At 63.0% G+C, this 17,276-nt stretch carries 12 protein-coding genes; 7 read left to right on the top strand and 5 right to left on the bottom strand.

Features of this window, described 5'->3' with window-relative positions; all coding sequences use genetic code 11:
- Nucleotides 1-30: 30 nt before the first annotated feature.
- The gene (locus P3T17_RS05110; RefSeq protein ID WP_429288340.1) at nucleotides 31-1,101 is read right to left on the bottom strand and encodes a hypothetical protein; all 1,071 of its coding nucleotides are present in this window, start codon (nucleotides 1,099-1,101) and stop codon (nucleotides 31-33) included.
- 295 nt (nucleotides 1,102-1,396) lie between these two features.
- Here P3T17_RS05110 and P3T17_RS05105 point away from each other — a divergent pair, with 295 nt between their 5' ends.
- The 3 genes from P3T17_RS05105 to P3T17_RS05095 all read left to right on the top strand — a co-directional run bounded on the left by P3T17_RS05105 (nucleotide 1,397) and on the right by P3T17_RS05095 (nucleotide 4,856).
- Nucleotides 1,397-2,461, top strand: a complete 1,065-nt coding sequence (locus tag P3T17_RS05105; protein WP_429405097.1) for a ligase-associated DNA damage response exonuclease — start codon at nucleotides 1,397-1,399, stop codon at nucleotides 2,459-2,461.
- Between the two features lie 10 nt (nucleotides 2,462-2,471).
- On the top strand, nucleotides 2,472-4,178 hold the full coding sequence (locus P3T17_RS05100) for an ATP-dependent DNA ligase (RefSeq protein ID WP_074264602.1): 1,707 nt from the start codon (nucleotides 2,472-2,474) through the stop codon (nucleotides 4,176-4,178).
- 219 nt (nucleotides 4,179-4,397) lie between these two features.
- Nucleotides 4,398-4,856 carry a response regulator gene (locus tag P3T17_RS05095; protein ID WP_429405095.1) on the top strand — a complete coding sequence of 153 codons (459 nt, stop codon included), beginning with the start codon at nucleotides 4,398-4,400 and terminating at the stop codon, nucleotides 4,854-4,856.
- Between the two features lie 59 nt (nucleotides 4,857-4,915).
- On the opposite strand, the gene P3T17_RS05090 is transcribed toward P3T17_RS05095, so the two are convergent.
- Entirely contained in the window at nucleotides 4,916-5,308 is a 393-nt protein-coding gene (locus P3T17_RS05090; protein WP_074264600.1) for a PRC-barrel domain-containing protein, read from the bottom strand.
- Between the two features lie 259 nt (nucleotides 5,309-5,567).
- Between P3T17_RS05090 and glgX the strand changes: the two genes are divergently transcribed.
- From glgX to P3T17_RS05075, 3 genes are all read left to right on the top strand, one after another.
- The gene (glgX, locus tag P3T17_RS05085) at nucleotides 5,568-7,796 is read left to right on the top strand and encodes a glycogen debranching protein GlgX (protein ID WP_429405093.1); all 2,229 of its coding nucleotides are present in this window, start codon (nucleotides 5,568-5,570) and stop codon (nucleotides 7,794-7,796) included.
- A gap of 180 nt (nucleotides 7,797-7,976) precedes the next feature.
- The gene (locus P3T17_RS05080; RefSeq protein WP_429405091.1) at nucleotides 7,977-8,183 is read left to right on the top strand and encodes a DUF2934 domain-containing protein; all 207 of its coding nucleotides are present in this window, start codon (nucleotides 7,977-7,979) and stop codon (nucleotides 8,181-8,183) included.
- Nucleotides 8,184-10,277: an AI-2E family transporter gene (locus P3T17_RS05075; protein WP_429405089.1), complete on the top strand. Its 2,094-nt coding sequence runs from the start codon at nucleotides 8,184-8,186 to the stop codon at nucleotides 10,275-10,277. It abuts the gene before it with no gap.
- A 17-nt stretch (nucleotides 10,278-10,294) separates the two neighbouring features.
- On the opposite strand, the gene P3T17_RS05070 is transcribed toward P3T17_RS05075, so the two are convergent.
- The 3 genes from P3T17_RS05070 to P3T17_RS05060 are packed head-to-tail and all read right to left on the bottom strand — an operon-like array spanning nucleotide 10,295 to nucleotide 14,761.
- Nucleotides 10,295-11,959, bottom strand: coding sequence for an efflux transporter outer membrane subunit (locus tag P3T17_RS05070; protein WP_429405087.1), 1,665 nt, complete (start codon nucleotides 11,957-11,959; stop codon nucleotides 10,295-10,297).
- A 1-nt stretch (nucleotide 11,960) separates the two neighbouring features.
- A complete protein-coding gene (locus tag P3T17_RS05065) occupies nucleotides 11,961-13,526 on the bottom strand; it encodes a DHA2 family efflux MFS transporter permease subunit (RefSeq protein ID WP_429405085.1) in 1,566 nt (521 codons plus the stop codon).
- Nucleotides 13,523-14,761, bottom strand: coding sequence for an HlyD family secretion protein (locus P3T17_RS05060; protein ID WP_429405083.1), 1,239 nt, complete (start codon nucleotides 14,759-14,761; stop codon nucleotides 13,523-13,525). The genes P3T17_RS05065 and P3T17_RS05060 overlap by 4 nt, the downstream gene beginning before the upstream one ends.
- Nucleotides 14,762-15,013: 252 nt before the next feature.
- Here P3T17_RS05060 and P3T17_RS05055 point away from each other — a divergent pair, with 252 nt between their 5' ends.
- A complete protein-coding gene (locus tag P3T17_RS05055; RefSeq protein ID WP_429405081.1) occupies nucleotides 15,014-17,164 on the top strand; it encodes an ATP-binding protein in 2,151 nt (716 codons plus the stop codon).
- Nucleotides 17,165-17,276 lie beyond the last annotated feature (112 nt).

The raw sequence follows: 17,276 nt of genomic DNA, 5'->3' as shown, positions 1-17,276 counted from the left end.
TATTGTGCCGCCAGCTTTTGATCAGCGTTCCTAATTTGCTGGAATCGTCACAACCGGAGCCTTGGTGCTGGTGTCGGCCTCGGCGAGCGCCATCAGGTTCTGCACGACGGTGAAGGCGTATTTCGAATCGAAATCATTGCGCTCCACCCAATAGGCCGAGGCGCCGTAGTTGACCACCACATAGGCGTCCGCAGGCGGCTTTTCGCCCGAATGCACGATGATGGTAGGCCGCGTTTCTCCACCGATCAGGCCCACCGTCGGCTTGGTCGCACCGCTGCTGATCTGTTCGAGCGGCACCTGTACCTGCGCGCCGAGATCGGTCAGGATGCCGAGCACCGAACGGGTCACCATGGGAATCCGGTCTCCCCGTTCAGACGACGGTCCATAGACGATCTGATAGGTCCGTGTATTTGGCGCGAGATTCAGCAAACGGCGCACGCGCGCCAGGTCAGCGACGCTTTGCGGCGACACGCCGCTGGTCGCCGCGCTCATCGCCAGATAGACGCTCGCTTTGCCGTTCTCCTGGCGCGATTCCACGTTGAGCTCGCCCGCCATCTGCAGGCGTCTGAGAGACTGCAGCAACTCGAAGAAGCCCGGCGCGCCCGCGGCATTGTCGCCGCCTAGCGCGCTGCCGTTCTGCAGGCCGCCAATCGATTGCGCAGTGATGCGCAATAACAGATCGATCGGGATGCCGCCTTCGGCGAGCGGCAGCACCAGTTCAGGTGCGAGCGGCCGGATGTAGGCCGAGGCGAATGCTTCGCCGGTGGTCGGCGAGAAGGTGAAGGTGGGGTGGTTCGAGTAAGACACGCTGCCGGTTGCGAGCGCATAGTTCGGCTCGCTGCCCGAGCCGACGTTTCCGGTCGCGCCGATGGTCGAGTCGAACTGATAGGCCGCGATGATCGAGCTGACCGTCAGGAACGCGGGCGCATCGCCGTAACGTAGTCCGACGACTGCGGCCAGGATTTCGCGTTTTTTTGCGTCGCCTAGCGCTCTCGCGTAATCGACCTGATCGGCTCTCAATCGGGTGGGGCCCACATGTACGCATGCAGTGGTGAGGCAGGCTGTGCAGAGAACCGCGAGAACCGAGGCTTTTGTCATCATGGGAACGCGAGAGCGGAGCGGGCCGCGTGGGAAATTGGCATCCCAGGCGCAGTAGCAGAGCGTATGCCTGATCGGGGGTTTCTAGCGCGAGCGTCCGTGGTGTGGGGACTCGGCGGTGCTGACAGGTAGCTTGCACCGCTGAACGCAGCGTAGATTCCACAGATGAATGCAATATTTGCAGAGCGCGAAGTTCAGGGGTGAAACGGCCAACCAGCGATTCCTTTAGATTCCTTTAGACTGGGAGACGGAAAGGTCCAACCCTTCGTCAACCTCTCATTGCTTCCGAACCGACTCGATGCCAGCAACTCCTGCAGAGGATCTGATCGTTGCCCGTCCGCAGGGTCTCTATTGCCCGCCAGGCGATTTCTACATCGATCCCTGGCAGCCCGTCGACCGTGCGGTCATTACTCACGCCCACTCCGATCACGCCCGTTGGGGCCACACGCACTATCTCGCCGCTCAGCCAGGCGCGGGTGTTCTGTTATCAAGGCTGCCCGGTATCGATCTGCAAACCGCTGCATACGGCGAGCGTCTCGACATCAAGGGCGTAACGGTCTCGCTGCATCCCGCGGGCCATGTACTCGGTTCCGCGCAGATACGCGTCGAACATCGCGGCCGCGTGTGGGTCGCCTCCGGCGATTACAAACTCGATTCCGATCCCACTTGCGCCCCGTTCGAACCGGTACGCTGCGACACGTTCATCACCGAGTCGACGTTCGGACTCCCGATCTATCGCTGGGAGCCGCCGCAAACCGTGTTCGACAGCATCGACTCGTGGTGGCGGCATAACGCTTCAGAAGGGCGTGCGTCGGTGTTGTTCTGCTATTCGTTCGGCAAGGCGCAGCATTTGCTCGCGGGTGTCGACGCAGCCATTGGTCCGATTTTCTGCCACGGTGCGCTCGAGTCGATCAATAACGCGTATCGTGCCGAAGGCGTCGCGTTGCCGCCAGTTCGACTGGCCGGTGAAATTGCCGCGAAGGACAAAGCGGTCTTCAAACAGGCGCTCGTCGTCGCGCCCCCCTCGGCGCAAGGCAGCCCCTGGTTGAAGCGCTTCGGCGATTACAGCGACGCATTTGCATCCGGCTGGATGCGCTTGCGCGGCGCACGCCGCAGACGCGGCGTCGATCGCGGCTTCGTGCTGTCCGATCATGCGGATTGGTCCAGCCTGCACACTGCGATTCGCGAGACCGGTGCTGAGCGCGTGATCGTCACGCATGGCCAGGTGGAACCGATGGTGCGTTGGCTGCGCGAACAGGGTCTCGAAGCAGGCGCCTTCGCCACGCAGTACGGCGACGAGGCCCTCGAAGATGCCGCAAGCGCTGTCGAAACCGCCACGCCAGCCGCATCCGATCCACCGTGAGCCGCGCGTCATGAAACGATTTGCTGCGCTCTACACCGCGCTCGATGCCACCACCTCGACGCACGACAAGCTCGAAGCGTTGACCACCTATTTCAGCGCGGCCGCGCCTGAGGATGCCGCGTGGGCGTCCTATTTTCTGGCGGGCGGCAAACCGCGGCAGTCGGTGCCGACGCGCCTGCTGCGAGAAATCGCCTGCGAGCGCGCAGGTTTGCCGGCCTGGCTCTTCGAGGAGTCGTACCAGGCGGTCGGCGATCTGGCCGAGACCATCGCGCATATTCTGCCGCCGGCGCAGCGCATCTCGGAGCTGGGGCTCACGCAGTGGATCGAGCAGCGCGTGCTGACCTTGCGCGGCGTCGCGCCCGAAGAACTGCGCACGCGGCTCCTCGCGTACTGGGACGAACTCGACTGGGGCGGGCGGTTTCTGCTGACCAAACTGATCGGCGGTGGCTTTCGGGTTGGCGTGGCACGGCAACTGGTGGTGCGTGCGCTCGCCGAAGTGGCAGGCGTCGATCACAAACGAATCGCACAGCGCATGGTGGGCTGGACCGATTCGCAACAAACACCCGATGCCGCACGCTATCTTCGCCTGATAGCACCGGAGCCTAACCATGCAGCAAATGGCGACGCCACGAACGAAGCGGAGCAGGGCACGCCCCTCGATGCAGCGAACGACAGCGACCTCGGTCTGCCGTACCCATTCTTTCTCGCGCATCCGCTGCAAGCCGAACCGCAGACGCTGGGCGACCCGCAACACTGGCAGATCGAATGGAAGTGGGATGGCATTCGTGCGCAACTGGTCAAGCGTGCCGGCCAGGTATGGCTGTGGTCGCGCGGCGAAGATCTGATCACCGCGCGCTTTCCCGAAGTCACCGCGCTGGGCGAAGCGTTGCCGGATGGCTTCGTGCTCGATGGCGAGATTCTGGCGTGGGAACCCGATGCATTGGCGCCGTTGCCGTTTGCCCGGCTGCAACCGCGCATCGCGCGCAAAACCCTCACGAAGAAAATTCTCGCCGATTCACCCGCCGCGTTCCTCGCCTACGATCTGCTCGAAGCACAGGGCAACGATTTGCGCATGACGCCGCTCGCGCAGCGCCGCGCACAACTCGAAGCGCTGGCGGTTTCGCTGGACGGCTCGCAGATCCGCGATCTGCTGCGAGTCTCGCCATTGGTGGAGGCGCCCGACTGGACCGCGCTCGCACAGTTGCGCGACGAAAGCCGGGCCCGCGGCGTAGAAGGCTTGATGCTGAAGGAGCGTCAGTCGATGTACGGCGTGGGTCGCACCAAGGCCTCGGGCACGTGGTGGAAGTGGAAGATCGATCCCTACGCGGTGGATGCCGTACTGGTCTATGCACAGCGCGGACACGGCCGTCGCGCGAGTCTCTACACCGATTTTACTTTCGCCGTATGGGACGAAGCCGATGGCGTACGCACACTGGTGCCGTTTGCCAAGGCCTATTCTGGTCTCACCGATGAAGAGATGCGCCAGGTCGATGCGATCGTACGCAAAACGACGATAGAAAAATTCGGCCCTGTGCGCAGCGTGACGCCGACGCTCGTGTTTGAAATCGGCTTCGAAGGCATTCAGGCGAGTCCGCGGCACAAGTCGGGCGTAGCGGTACGTTTTCCACGCATGCTGCGCTGGCGCACGGACAAGACGATCGAAGATGCCGATTCGCTGGCAATGTTAAAAGGCTTTATCGACGATCGCTCCGCCTGACGCGGACCCACTCGGGATTTTCCCTGAGAGCCATGCCAGATGCGTGGCGTGATGGCTCTGGTTGCGCACACAAGGGGTTTCCCAGGCTGGTCAGCGCTTGTGCATTTTGATACTTCTTGCTCCTTTGGACCGGTCGCTTCGCCTGCTTGCAGGCACCATCAGGATCGAATCTTGCGGCCGACGTCCGATGTGCACGCTTGTGGCACAGGGGAGAATGCAGTGACTGCAGACGACGGAATCAATGATAGCGACGACGTAGTGGTGTGGCGGCCAATCGGTGAAGCATTGGCATCGCATCGCCGCGTGCTGGTGGTCGACGACTACCGCGAAGCGGCCGACGCATTGCAATTGCTGCTCAATGCGGATGGTTTCGAATGCCGCGCACTCGAAGACCCTTTGACGGTTTGCGATGTGGCAGGGGACTGGCAACCGTTCGCGGTAGTGCTCGACATCAAGATGCCGGGACTTGACGGTTTAGAACTCGCACGGCGGCTGCGGGCTCATCCTTCCACGTCACACATGCTGCTGGTTGCGTGTACCGCGTTCTCATCGGCAAATGATCGGGCTCGAGCGAAAGCAGTGGGCTTCGACGCGCATTGCGCGAAGCCGCTCACGCCGCAGCGTCTGTTGCGCGTGCTGGAAGCCGCAACGACGAGCAGGGCAACCGGCCCGCTGTAACTGGCAGCGGACCATCCCGCACACGTGCGCACAGCCCGCGCTGCAAAAACCCTCTTCATTCAATCAGGCGCGTACTTGAATTCAGGCAGCGCCTCGAGCGACTTCTTCGTGGCCTCGGGCAGCATCACCTGGCGGTTCTCGATCTGCAGCTCGGCAAACGGCACCGCGACCAGGTGCTTGTCCATCCCCAGAAATCCTCCCACCGACAGGATGGCATACGTGCTGTGATCGCCTGGCGCGACGATCAGGTCGTCGAGCGTGCCGATGTCATCCTTGTTGCGGTTGTATACCGACGCGCCGTGCAGTTTAGATGCGCGGTAACCGCTGCCGAGTTGCACGACGTCGGTTCGTTTTTCAGTGACTGCTTGCGGCGCTCCCTGCGCGAAAGCTCCGCAAGAGAGCAGGGCGGCGAGCACACCCGCCGCAAATTGCATCTTCGATGTTCGTGTCATGGTGTCCACCCTCGGGGCGCCTGACGAGGCGCGTCTGGTTTAGTCATGCAAAAGACAGCGCGGACCTACCCAATTCGCCGTGCTGATTCATGCGCGTAAGAGGTAGAGGCAAAACGCATGCCTTGCCATGTGGCACGATTCAAACAGCGCGTGCCAAACAACGTGCGAAGGGATATCGGCGGTTCGGGACCATAACTTGCTTAAGTTAGTCTTTCGCACAGGCTCCCGTGCAATCACTCCCATCGTCCAAGGAAAAAACATGTCACGTGAGGCCTCCCAAACTCCTCCCGCTCAATACGCCGCACGCATCGCGGAAGGCGTCCCTTACCCGCTGGGCGCGACCTGGAACGGCGTCGGCGTCAATTTCGCATTGTTTTCCGCGCATGCGACAAAGGTCGAACTCTGTCTGTTCGATTCAACGGGCGAGAAGGAAATTGAGCGCATCGAACTTCCCGAATATACCGATGAGGTCTGGCATGTCTTCGTGCCGGATCTGAAGCCCGGTGCGATCTATGGCTACCGCGTGCATGGCCCGTATGCACCCGAGGAAGGCCATCGCTTCAATCCGAACAAACTGCTGCTCGACCCGTACGCCAAGGCGCATATTGGCGATCTGAAGTGGGGGCCGGAAATCTTCGGCTACACGCTCGATCACGAAGACGGCGACCTGTCCTTCGACGAGCGCGACAGCGCCCCCTTCGTGCCGAAGTGCAAGGTGGTGGACGCCAATTTCTCGTGGAGCCACCCCGAGCGCAATGCGCTGCCGTGGGAACGCGTGATTGTCTACGAGACGCATGTGCGCGGTTTCACGCAACGCCATCCCGCCGTGCCGGAAAATCTGCGCGGCACGTTCGCCGGCCTCGGCCAGCAACCGGTGATCGATTACATCAAGGGGTTGGGCGTCACCACCGTTGAACTGCTGCCCATCCACATGTACGTCAACGACAGTTATCTGCTCGACAAAGGTCTGACGAACTACTGGGGCTACAACACGATTGGCTTCTTTGCGGCTGACCCGCGTTTTTTCGCGAGCGCGAATGCATCGTTGGAAGAATTCAAGGCGATGGTCGACCGCTTCCATAACGCCAATCTCGAAGTGATCCTCGACGTCGTGTACAACCACACCGCCGAAGGCAACGAACGCGGCCCCACGATCTCGTTCAAGGGCATCGACAACGCTTCGTACTACCGTCTGATGCCGGATGAACCGCGCTATTACATCAACGACACCGGTACCGGCAATACGTTGAACCTGTCGCATCCGCGTGTGCTGCAGATGGTGACCGACAGCTTGCGTTACTGGGTAAGCGAAATGAAAGTGGACGGTTTCCGCTTCGATCTCGCCACGATTCTCGGTCGCGAGCCGCATGGTTTCGATGAAGGCGGCGGCTTTCTCGACAGTTGCCGGCAGGATCCGGTGCTCTCGAGCGTGCGTCTGATTGCCGAGCCTTGGGATTGCGGTCCGGGCGGCTATCAGGTGGGCGGCTTTCCGCCGGGCTGGGCAGAGTGGAACGACCGCTTCCGCGATACCACCCGCGCTTTCTGGAAAGGCGATGAGGGTATGGTGCCCGATCTCGCCAAGCGCCTTACCGGCTCCGGCGACAAGTTCAACCGGCGTGGCCGGCGTCCGTGGGCGAGCGTAAATTTCATCGCGGCCCACGACGGCTTCACCACGAACGATCTCGTTTCGTACAACGACAAGCACAACGAGGCGAACGGCGAGGACAACAAGGACGGCCACTCCGATAACAAGTCGTGGAATTTCGGCGTGGAAGGCCCTACCGACGATCCGGATATCCGCCAGCAGCGCGAGCGTCAGAAGCGCAACCTGCTGGCCACGTTGCTGCTTTCGCAAGGTACGCCGATGATCCTCGCCGGCGACGAATTCGGCCGCACCCAGAAGGGCAACAACAACGCCTATTGTCAGGACAACGAGATCAGCTGGCTCGACTGGGAAGGGATCGACGACGACGGGCGTGCGTTGACGGAGTTCGTCAAGAACCTCACCACCTTGCGGCATCGTTTGCCGGTGCTGCGGCGCGGACGCTTTCTGACCGGCGAATACAACGCTGCGCTCGAGGTGACCGATACCCGCTGGCTGTCGCCGACTGGCGAGGATCTCTCGCAGGAACAATGGGACGACGCCGCGATGCGCTGCTTTGGCCTCGTGATCGACGGCCGTGCCCAGGCGAGCGGCATTCGCCGGCCAGCCTCCGACGCGACACTGCTGCTGGTCCTCAACGCGCATCACGACGTGGTCAATTTCACGTTGCCGGATGTTCCCGAGGGCGATCAATGGACCTGCCTTCTCGACACGAACATGCCGGTACGCGACGAACTGCCGGCATTTTCTGCCGGCGCGTCTTACCAGGTCACCGGCCGCTCGCTGCTGTTGTTTGCGCTCGACGCTTCGAGCCGTGCAACCCAGCGGGTATTGGACGGACTCGAGCAGCAGTTGACCACCGATGATCCCGGCAAAGCGGGCTAAGCACGGTCCGTAACGCCAGGTATAGGGCTTGCTGAACATGTACGCGCAGGCACCGCCGCGTGCCTCTGCATTCGCCTGATTCGCTGGTGCAAGCCAGCGAAGAAAATCCAGGCAATGAAGAACGCAGCGGCGGTCGCTCCGACCAAAGCAGGCTCAAGGCAAAACGCCCAGGAGGGCAAGATGGCACAGGACCACGAACTCGAAACAAGCAGCACCGAAGAAAAGATTCGCACCCGCGCGTACTACCTGTGGGAACAGGCGACCGACCCCAAGGGCAACCCGGACGAATACTGGGAGCAGGCGCGCGCTGAAGTCGAGAAGGAATCGATGGGCGCGGAGGGCGACTCGCATACGGGTGTGACGGTAACGCCGACACACAAGGAATAGATGCGGGACTTCGACGACCCACGCTTGACGCGCACGGCGACACGTATTGCTCCGAGCACCGCGCTGGGCATCGAGGGGCTGATCACGCTGGCGGTCGGCGTGCTGGCCGTCGCTGCGCTTTACTTTGCGCGCGACGTGCTGATTCCGATCACGCTCGCGATCCTGCTCAGCTTCCTCGTCGCGCCATTGGCGAATGCTTTGTTGCGTATCCGCCTGGGACACGTCGCCTCGGTGTTTGCCGCGGTGCTGCTGTCAGTCTCGGTCATTGTGCTGCTCGCCAGCGTGATCGGGACTCAGCTCACCGACCTCGTCGCCAACGGGCCGCATTACGAAGCTACCATCGAGCGCAAGCTCGACACCGCGCACAACCTGACCATCGGCAAGCTCGACCGCCTGATGGGCACAGCCGGTCAGGCGCTGCAGCGTGTCACGGAGCCGCAGCAGCAGCCGTCCCCCACGCCGCCACCGGCCTCGCGCAGTGCCGTGGCGCCATCATCCGATGCACAGGCACCCGCCGCGATGCCCGTCGTCGTGCGCGAGCCGGTGCCCACGCCGTTCGAACTCGCGCGGCGTTTTCTGACACCTGCCATTAGCCCGCTTGAAACCGCGTTTATCGTTTTCGTCGTGACGATCGTGATTCTGCTGCAGCGCGACGATCTACGTGACCGTGCAATCCGTCTGTTCGGTTCGCGCGATCTGCATCGCACGACGACCGTGATGGACGAGGCCGCGCGTCGTCTGAGCCGCTACTTCGTGTCGCAGCTCGGCGTGAATGCCGGGGTGGGCGTAGTGATCGGCATCGGCCTCTCCCTGATCGGAGTGCCGAGCCCTATCCTGTGGGGCATCATGGCCGCGCTCTTGCGGCTTGTGCCATACGTGGGCATCTGGATTTCGGCGGTGCTTGCCACCGCTCTGGCCGCGGCGGTGAGTCCCGGCTGGTCGATGGCGATCTGGTCGCTGGCGCTCTTCGTGAGCGTCGAAGTGCTGGTTGGGCAAGTGGTCGAGCCTTTGCTGTACGGACACAGCACGGGTCTTTCGCCGTTTTCCGTCGTGGTCGCCGCGATTTTCTGGAGCTGGATCTGGGGGCCTATCGGACTGATCCTCTCCACGCCCTTGACCTTATGTCTGCTGGTATTGGGCCGTCATGTTCGACGGCTCGAGTTTCTCGACGTGCTGCTAGGTGATCAACCCGCGCTCACGCCGATCGAGAACTTCTATCAGCGTGCGCTGGCCGGCGATCCGGATGAGGCGCTCGCACAAGCCGAGAGTCTGCTTCGCGAGCGTTCGCTCTGCGCGTATTACGATGAAGTTGCCCTCAAGGGTTTGCAACTGGCGGCCAACGACGTGCAGCGTGGCAGCGTCACCGCCGCGCAACTCGCACGGATCGAATCCACCACTAACGACCTGGCCGAAGGGCTCGACAGCTTTCCCGATCGCGATCCCAGGCTCGATCAACCCGAGGAAAACTGGGCGGCAGTCGGGCCGTCCGACGAACGATCGCGATTGCCCGTGGATGAAGCGAGCGTCGAGCGCGAAGCCAGAGCGAAAGCGGCGGCGAGCGAAGGTGAAGCGGGCATGGGGGCAGGTCAAGGCACGGCCGGCAACACGAGCGACGAGACGCGTATCCAACGTGAGCGCGCCGAACGCAATCGGGCTGGCCATCAGGTGCTATGCATCGCCGGACGCGGTCCGCTCGATCAACTGGCGACCAGCCTGCTGCTGCAACTGCTCGGCAAGCACGATCTGAATTGCCGCTCGCTGCCGCATGAAGCGGCGTCGCGCACTGCTATCGATACGCTCGATACGTCGGCGGTCACCATCGTATGCCTGTTCTATCTGAACATCGACGGTATTCCCTCTCATCTGCGCTATCTCGTGAGGCGGGTTCGTCAGCGCCTGCCTGATGCGTCGATTGTCGTTGGCCTGTGGCCGCAAGGGCAGCCGGAAAAGTGGAGCGACGATCTGCAAAGCGCGATCGGTGCGGACTGCTACGCAACGTCGATGCAGGACATGCTGAATGCGTGCTGCCGGATCGCCGCTACCGTTCCGGTGGAAATGGAACCGGCGCAGACGGTCGACGATATCGCGGCGTAGTTCTGGAAGTGCCATCCTCAACCGCCCGGCGCTGTCGCCGGGACCGCATCCGTCGCGCCTGTCGCATTCCCACCAGCTTGCCATCCGCCGCCCAACGCCTTGTACAGTGCCACGAGGTCAGTGCTGACCTGCATGGTTTCCTGCGCGTACTGCTGCTGCGCATCGCTTAGCTGCCGTTCTGCGTCGAGCACGTTGATAAAAGTAACGAGGCCCTTGCGGTAGCTGTCGCGCGCGAGTTCGAAGGCGGCCTGCTGCGCCGCGACGCTGTCGCCCAGCGACACCTGGCGCGCCTGATCGGTACGGTAGACAGCGAGGGCGTTGTCGACATCGCGCAACGCCATCAGCACCGTCTTGCGGTAATCCAGTGCAGCCTGCTGCTGTTGCGCTTGCGACAGATGGAGGTTGGCCACCAGCGAGCCGCCCTCGAAGATCGGCAGCGAGATGCTCGGCCCGAATGAATAGAACAGGCTCGACCAGTGTGTCAAACCGCTCGCGTTTGTGGCGCGCGTGCCGACCTGGCCGGTCAGCGAGATATCCGGGTAGAACTGCGCCACCGCGACGCCGACATCGGCGGTGGCCGCATGCAGACTCGCCTCGGCCCGGCGGATGTCCGGGCGTCGGCGCGCCAGTGTCGACGGCATGCCGACCGGCACGCTCGGCGGTACAGGCGGCACCGCGGCAGGCGCGGACAGCTCATCCGCGAGCGAGCCCGGCGGCTCGCCGAGCAGGTAGGCGAGGCCATTGAGCGCCTGCTGGATCTGCTGATCGTATTGGGGCAACTGCGCCTGCGTCTGCGCGTATTGCGCTGTCGCGCTTTTCACATCGAGCTGACTCGCGAGTCCCACCTTCGCCTGACTTTGCGTCAACGCGACGATATCGCGCTGCTGATCGACGAGGCTTTGGGTAATCTGCCGCAATGCCTGGGCGCCGCGCAACTGCATATAGGTTTGCGCGACCTCGGCCTCGAGCGACACCAGTGCGTCGTTGCGGCTTTCCACCGCCTCTTCGGTCTGCGCATGCGCCGCCTCGACCGAGCGGCGCACCCGGCCGAACAGATCCAGCTCCCACGAAGCATCGAAACCGACCTGCCATAGGTTGATCGGCGCGGTCAGCTGGTTAAGGACATTGTTGGCGCCGTTTTCCAGCGTAGCGCCCGCCCCAGGCGCGATCTGGTTGACCGGCGAGTTCGGCGCGCCCAGTTGATCGACCTTGTTGTAGACGCCATCGGATTCCAGAAAGCCCTTCGCGCCGAGTTGTTCGCGCTGATAGCTACCGCTTGCGCGTACGTTGGGCAGACCCTGCGCAGCCGCGCTCTGCTCCTGGGTGCGTGCTTCGACGATGCGCAGCACGGCCTCCTGCAGGTCGAGGTTGTCGCGCGCGGCGCGGTCGATCAGCCCATCGAGCGTCGGGTCCGAGAAGCTGCGCCACCATTGCGGATCGGGATCCGAGTCCATCGTGGGCACGGATGCGGCTGTTGGCGCCGCAGCCGAAGCAGGCGTCGCGGCATGAGCCGTCGCCTCTGAGGCAGCCTGCTGCGGATCGTGCCATTGCGCCGGCGCGTCGGCTTGCGGAGCGTGAAACTGCGGCCCCACCGTGCAGGCGCCGAGCAGCACTGCAAGAGGAAGTGCAACGGGGAGTGCACGCCGGAGCGCGGCACGTCGTACGCGGCGAACGTGGCTCATATCAGTGTCCTCCTCCGCCGCCTGCGGCTTTGGCCGGAGAAAAGAAAAACGTCACGGGAATGACCATGGCGCAGAAAAGTGCGAGGTAGCCGAACACATCCACGTAAGCCAGAATGGTCGCCTGTGAGATGAAGGTCGTATAGAGCTGCCCGGCGGCGGTTTTCATCGCCTGCGCGAGCGGCTGGCCGGTCATGCCGGCAATCGTATGCGCCGTGCGCTGCAGCGTGTCGTTGTAGTTCTGCGAGAGCGTTGTCGTATGGACCGACAAATGCGCCATGCGCGCCTGGGTGCGCTCGCGGATCAACGCGGTGGATAACGAAATGCCGATCGAGCCCGCCACGTTACGGAACATCGTAAACAGCGCCGACGCGTCGTCGTTGAGTTCGCGCGGCACGGTCAGATAGGCGAGCGTCGTAATCGGCACGAACAGAAAGCCGATCGCAATCGACTGCGCGCTACGCATCTTGACGAGCGTGTCGTAGTCGACATTCGGCACGAGCGTATGCGAGTAGGCAAGGGCGAGCGCGAGCAGCAGAAAACCGGTCGCCACAAGGAAACGCGTCTGCACGTAGGGCATCGCGCGGCTGATAAGCGGAATCTCCATGACGATCAGAATCGCGCCTGGCGATAGCACGAGCCCCGCCAGCGTCGCGGTATAGCCGAGTTGCTGCTGGGCGAGTTGTGGCACGAGCACGGCACTGCCATAGAGCATCATCGCAAAGGCCGCCATGGTGATGCAGCCAAGCGCGAAGTTACGATCCCGCATGCACGCCAGATTCACCACGGGCTTCTTCGCATAGAGCAGCCACGCTATCGCCCCCGCTATGCCCGCCACCGCCAGCGCCGCAAAGATGCGAATGAACGTCGACGAAAACCAGTCGTCGTCTTCGCCGCGATCGAGCATCACCTGCAGGCAGCCGAGACCGATCGCGATCAGCGTAATGCCGATATAGTCGATCGACACCTTGCCGCTGTCCTTGTTGCGCCACGGCGGATCTTCGACCAGCTGCATCACGGCGAGCGAGGTGAGAATGCCCACCGGCACGTTGAGCAGGAAGACCCAGCGCCATGAGAAGTTGTCGGTGATCCAGCCGCCGAGCGTCGGGCCCAGCACCGGCGCAACCACGATCGCCACCGCCGAAATCGAAAACGCGCGTCCCCGTTGTTCAGGTGGGAAGGTGTCGAGAATGATCGACTGCTGGTTCGGCTGCAGACCGCCGCCGAAGAACCCTTGCAGCAGCCGGAACACGATCAGCTGCATCAGGTTGCTGGCAATCCCGCACAGGAACGAGCAGATCGTAAACGCCACGATGCAGACCAGGAAATAGCGCTTGCGGCCCATCACCCGGCCAAGGAAACCTGAGATCGGCAGCACGATGCCGTTCGCCACCAGGTAGGAGGTCAAGGTCCAGGTCGCTTCGTCGTAGCTGGCCGACATGGTGCCGGCAATATGCGGCAGCGCCACGTTGACGATGGTGGTGTCGAGCACTTCCATGAACGCGGCCAGCGTCACGACGATCGCGATCAGCCATGGATTGCCGGCAGGCTTCCAGTTGGCCTCGCTCATTTCAGGAAGACCTTGGGCGACACCGAAAGTCCGAGACCGAGCGGCTGATCGCGCGGCATGCCGTCGTCGATCACGATCTTCACCGGCACGCGCTGGACGATCTTGACGAAGTTGCCGGTCGCATTTTCCGCCGGGAAGGCCGAGAAAACCGAGCCGCTGCCGAGCTGCACGCTGTCGATATGGCCATGCAGTTCGAGCTTCGGATACGCATCGACCTCGACGTTCACCTTGTCGCCGGGGCGCATGCGCTCGAGTTGCGACTCCTTGAAGTTGGCCGTCACCCAGACGTCCGGCGTGACGATCGAGAACAGCGACACGCCCGCCTGCAGGAAGCTGCCATACTGCACATTGCGGCGCGTAACCCAGCCATCGGAGGGCGCCCGCACTTCGCAGTACGAGAGATTGAGGCGCGCCTGTTCGAGCTGCGCCTCAGCCTGCTGAACCTGCTGACGGCGCTCTTCGACCGTCGCCTCGGTCTGCCTGATCTGCTGCGGCACGAGGCTCGCCGTCTGCTGCTGGGCTTGTGCCTGCTGCACGCTGGCGCGGGCGGTTTGCTGCTGCGCGTCGGCAGTGTCGATGTTTTGCTGCGAGGTGGCGCGCTGGTCGACCGCATGCTGACGCACGTAGGCGGCCTGCGCCTGCTTCAGGTTGGCCTCGGCCGAAGCGGTTTGCGCCTTGGCCTGCAGGTACTGCGCCGGATACTGCACCCGTGCGATATCGAGCTGGACCTGGGCTGCATTCAACTGCGCCTGCGCGAGCCCCAGTTGAGCCTGGGCGGCGTCCACCTGGGCCTGATACTCACGCTTGTCGATGACGACCAGCAGCTCGCCCTTGTGCACGTAGACGTTGTCGTTGATCGCCAGCTGGACCACGTAACCCGAGACTTGCGGCGCAATCGTGATGGCGTTGCCGTCGGTGTAGGCGTCGTCGGTGGTGACCTGGTTGCGGGTCGCAAACCACCAGATAAACGCGCCGATCAGCAGGATCACGGCCACTACGGCAAGGATGATCAGCGGCTTTTTGCTCTTGTTCTTTCCGGAGCCATTGGCGTCCTTGCCGTCCTTGCCGTTGCCATTACTGCTGTCCTTGTCGTTCTTGCTGCCGTTGTCGTTCTTGGTGGACCGGTCGTTCGCGCCGTTCTGGCCGCTCGCCGCGCGCCCGGAGTCGCCGGCGCTGGATTGCCGGTCGCGTTGCTGGTCTTCATCACCGTGGGATGGAGCGGTCTGGTCAGACATGACGATTCGTTCCGATAGGGCGGTGCCCGCTGCGGCAGCAATCGTTGTGCCCAGCTGCCTTGCGGATCGCGACGGAACGCCCTTGAACGCCATAGAGCCTGCTGTAAGCGCCATATGTTTGTGTCTGGGCGCGGCCTGTCGTACAGTCAGGCGAAACCGAATTAGGGTCGCGCGCGGTATCGGGCACGTTGTCTGCAAGCCACCCAGTTCGACCTACACTGAATTTATCGATTCGTCAGAGGAGATCGTCACGTGCAACATGCGGAGCGCGCCGTCGTCGACTTACCCCTGCCGTTACGCAACTTTGCTGCAACGCGGCGCATCCTGCTCGTGGTGTTCGTCGCCTCGATCCTGTTTCCGCTCGCCTGTCTCGCAGGCTACGGATACTTCGACTATCAGCGCCGGATTGCCGATTCCGACAACATGATCGACCGCCTCGCACGCGTGACCGACGAGCAGGCCGTCAAGGTGCTCGATCTGAACCAGCAGATCATCGCCCGTATTCTCGACCTGCTCGGTGACGACGACGTGGCCACGATCCGGGCCCACGAAGGCGAGATCTTCCAGCACCTGCGCGAGATTGGCGGCGACTTCCCGCAGGTGGCGGCCATTGCGATCTTCGACCCGGCGGGCAAGCTGCTGGTCAATAGCCGCGTCTTTCCCGCCCCGGACGTCTCGGTCGCCACACGCGACGATTTCCTCTCGGCAAAGGCGATCCGCCCGTCGACGTACTTCTCGCTGCCGATGTACGGGCAGGTCTCGCAGACCGATGTGTTCAACACGACGCTGGCCCGCTCGACGGCGGACGGGCGCTTCCTCGGCGAAGTCTCCATCGCGCTGCGCAGCGACTATTTCTCGCGTTTTTACAGCGACCTGACGGGAGGCGACCCATCGCTCGCGCTCGGTCTGTACCGCCAGGACGGCCAGTTGCTGGTGCGTTATCCGGGCTGGCCACCGGGCACCGAGCTGTCGGCGCATACGCCGTTTACCGATGCGTTGCGCGACAAGGAACTGTTCGGCCACGTGCGGATGACTTCGAGCGTCGACGGGGTGGAGCGGCTGCTGGCATTCCGCCGGGTCGCCGACTATCCGCTGTATGTGATGAGCGCCTACGCCACCTCCGCGATCTATGAGCAGTGGTGGCACCACTTCTTCCTGATCGCCACCATCACGGTGGTGCCGTGCATCGCCATCTGGCTGCTGGTGTTCTTCTCGCTGCGCCAGCTCGAGACCGAGCGTCAGGCCTGGGAGCGCTGGCAGGGCGAAGTGGCGATGCGGCTTTCCGCCGAGGCATCGACCCGTCAGTTGCAACGCATGGGTGCGCTCGGCAATCTGGTGGCCAACGTCGCGCACGACTTCAACAATCTGCTGATGGTCGTCTCGTCGAACATGCAGATGGCCCGCCACAAGAGCTTCAACAACATGGAAAACGAGGTGAAGGCGGTAGAGCGCGCCACCTCGACTGCGGAGGCGTTGACGCGCCGCCTCCTGAGCGTGGCGCGCAAGCAGCCGCTCAAACAGGAGCCGGTCCAGCTGGCGAAATGGCTGCCCGGCGCCGCCCCGCTGATCGACGCGGCGGTGGGCGACAAGGTGCAGGTGAAGCTCAATCTGATGGACGAGATCTGGCGCGTGCTGGTCGACCCGACCGAGCTCGAATTCGCCATCATGAACCTCGCGGTCAACGCACGCGATGCGATGCCGCGCGGCGGGCGCTTCGCGATTCGCTGCCAGAACGTGCGGCTGGTGTCGAGCGACACATTGCTGCCCGATGGCGAATACGTGCTCATCACCTGTTCCGATGATGGCGAGGGCATGCCCGAGGCGGTGGCGCGCCGCGCCTTCGAGCCGCTTTTCACGACCAAGCTGCACGGTTCCGGCACAGGCCTCGGGCTCGCGCAGGTGCTCGCGATGTGCGAACAATCGGGCGGCACCGCGAAAATAGACAGCGTGGTGGGCAGCGGCACGACGGTGCGTCTATATCTGCCGCGTTACCGCGAAGCGCGGGCGGCGCAGCCGATAGTCGCCACGGCGACCGGCGACGACCACTCCGCTGCGCAGGGCGTAGTGCTGCTGGTGGAGGACAACGCGGATGTCGCAGCGGGCATCGCGGCCGTGTTGCAAACTTTCGGATGCGAAGTGCATCACGAAGCGACTGCGGACCGGGCACTCGATGTCCTCACCGCCGGGGAGACTTTCGAACTGGTGCTCTCCGATATCCAGATGCCCGGCAAGCTGAACGGCGTCGACCTCGCAGAACGGGTGCGCACTTCCTGGCCCGCCCAGAAGATCGCCTTGATGACCGGCTACGCCGACGAACTGGAACGCGCCAAGCATATCGGCGTGGCGATTCTCGCCAAGCCATTCAATATCGACGAACTGCATGCGCTCGTGACTTGCGAGTGACGGTGAACCAGGTGAGTCTGGTGAACTGGCGGGACCGTCGCAGGTAAGGTCAGCCTCTCCGCTTGAATTTTCTACACGGCGTTGCAACTCCCCAAGGCTGCCGGCGTCGCCG

This window comes from Paraburkholderia sp. GAS82 (genome assembly GCF_050436285.1).
Taxonomy (GTDB): Bacteria; Pseudomonadota; Gammaproteobacteria; order Burkholderiales; family Burkholderiaceae; genus Paraburkholderia; species Paraburkholderia phenazinium_B.
Note: the sequence above shows the minus strand (reverse complement) of the source record. Positions and strands in the feature narration are given on the sequence as shown.

Bases quoted from the DNA above. Each gene is read 5' to 3' on its own strand.
- P3T17_RS05110 (WP_429288340.1), bottom strand. From the start codon at position 1,101: ATGATGACAAAAGCCTCGGTTCTCGCGGTTCTCTGCACAGCCTGCCTC.
- P3T17_RS05105 (WP_429405097.1), top strand. From the start codon at position 1,397: ATGCCAGCAACTCCTGCAGAGGATCTGATCGTTGCCCGTCCGCAGGGT.
- P3T17_RS05100 (WP_074264602.1), top strand. From the start codon at position 2,472: ATGAAACGATTTGCTGCGCTCTACACCGCGCTCGATGCCACCACCTCG.
- P3T17_RS05090 (WP_074264600.1), bottom strand. From the start codon at position 5,308: ATGACACGAACATCGAAGATGCAATTTGCGGCGGGTGTGCTCGCCGCC.
- glgX (WP_429405093.1), top strand. From the start codon at position 5,568: ATGTCACGTGAGGCCTCCCAAACTCCTCCCGCTCAATACGCCGCACGC.
- P3T17_RS05080 (WP_429405091.1), top strand. From the start codon at position 7,977: ATGGCACAGGACCACGAACTCGAAACAAGCAGCACCGAAGAAAAGATT.
- P3T17_RS05075 (WP_429405089.1), top strand. From the start codon at position 8,184: ATGCGGGACTTCGACGACCCACGCTTGACGCGCACGGCGACACGTATT.
- P3T17_RS05070 (WP_429405087.1), bottom strand. From the start codon at position 11,959: ATGAGCCACGTTCGCCGCGTACGACGTGCCGCGCTCCGGCGTGCACTC.
- P3T17_RS05065 (WP_429405085.1), bottom strand. From the start codon at position 13,526: ATGAGCGAGGCCAACTGGAAGCCTGCCGGCAATCCATGGCTGATCGCG.
- P3T17_RS05060 (WP_429405083.1), bottom strand. From the start codon at position 14,761: ATGTCTGACCAGACCGCTCCATCCCACGGTGATGAAGACCAGCAACGC.